Source organism: Ruminococcus sp. MCC718 (genome assembly GCF_018783905.1).
In the GTDB taxonomy this organism is placed as follows: domain Bacteria; phylum Bacillota; class Clostridia; order Lachnospirales; family Lachnospiraceae; genus Hominisplanchenecus; species Hominisplanchenecus faecis.
The window spans coordinates 1-1,246 of the sequence record NZ_WQNP01000147.1 but is presented as its reverse complement, the minus strand read 5'-3'; the positions used below and the strand labels follow the sequence as shown (position 1 = coordinate 1,246).

The following is a 1,246-nucleotide window of genomic DNA, read 5'->3' as shown; positions in this document are numbered from 1 at the left end:
GCATTGCTTTTGGTATCGGTTCTGAAGCAGGAACAAAAGACGAAGGGCAAAGCAAGGCTTACCAATATGATTAAGTCAGGCAAGGAGCTGAAAGTCTTTTCCATTCCGCAAAAGGATTTGAAGAAGTTTACCGAACAGGCAAAACGCTATGGCGTTCTTTATTGTGTCCTCAGAGATAAGAACACAAAGGGAGAGAACGCTCCGGTAGATATTATTGCAAGAGCAGAGGACGCTTCTAAAATTCAGCGTATCGTTGAAAGATTTGAACTTGGCAAGGTGGATAAGGCTTCGATTGTCAGTGAAGCAGAGAAGGCTATCGCAGACCGTGAAGCGGTTGAGAAAGAAAAGCCGACCAAATCCAAGAGTGAAATCATTATGGAAGAAGCAGTCAGAAATCCAATGCAGAAAGAGGAGCGAGCAAACGCAAACCCCTCAGTCGCCAAAACAGACAAAAGCCCTCTGTCAAGGCAAAACTCAGAGCCGGTAGAAACGCAATCTGATAAGGGTGTTGCAAAGCCAGTGGAAAAGCCATCGGTCAAAGAGAAACTTGACCGTTACAAGGCACAGGCAAAACAGCAAAAAGAAGCAGAGCGTAAAGAGCCGGAGGTTAAGAAAGACGGCAAGAAGCCGCAGCAGAAAAACGGTCAGACGGTACACCGTCAGCCGAAGAAGAAACCCAAAACAAAAGAGAGGTAATTCACTATGACAAATGATTTCAAACCCGCAAAGGCTGGCGGTAATCAGCTAAGATTATCCAAAGAGGAGTATGCAGAAAAGAAGCGAGCAGAAAAAGAAAAAGTCTATCAGATGATTGATGATGCTGCCCGTGAGATTGTGAGTGACCCTGAGAAGTTCAAGAACTTTCTTGATACGCAGAGTCGAATGGACAGATATTCCGCAGCAAATGCTCTCCTTATTTACAGTCAGTATCCGCAGGCGACACAGCTTAAAGATTTTGATGATTGGGGTAAGGACAATGTGAAGATTACCAAAGGGGCAAAGAGTATTTCTATCCTTGAACCAGTGGAATACACAAGAGCAGATGGTTCTCCGGGTATTTCCTACAATGTCAAAAAGGTATTTGATGTTACGCAGACAAATGGAAGAAAAGCTCCGGCAGTATCAGCAAACCGTGACCCGAAAGCACTTATCACGACAATGCTTGATGTATCTCCGGTGGAGGTTGCGGCAACCGATGAACTTCCGTATCCGAATATGGCAGCTTTCTATAATAATGAAAAGCAGA

The 1,246-nt window shown here is 44.5% G+C and carries 1 protein-coding gene and 1 pseudogene; both read left to right on the top strand.

Annotated features, from left to right (window positions below; genetic code table 11):
* The coding region (locus GPK60_RS12090; RefSeq protein ID WP_215660321.1) for a PcfB family protein at positions 1–696 on the top strand (696 nt) is incomplete at its 5' end.
* Between the two features lie 6 nt (positions 697–702).
* Positions 703–1,246: pseudogene (locus GPK60_RS12085) on the top strand (LtrC-like protein); the annotation flags it as partial.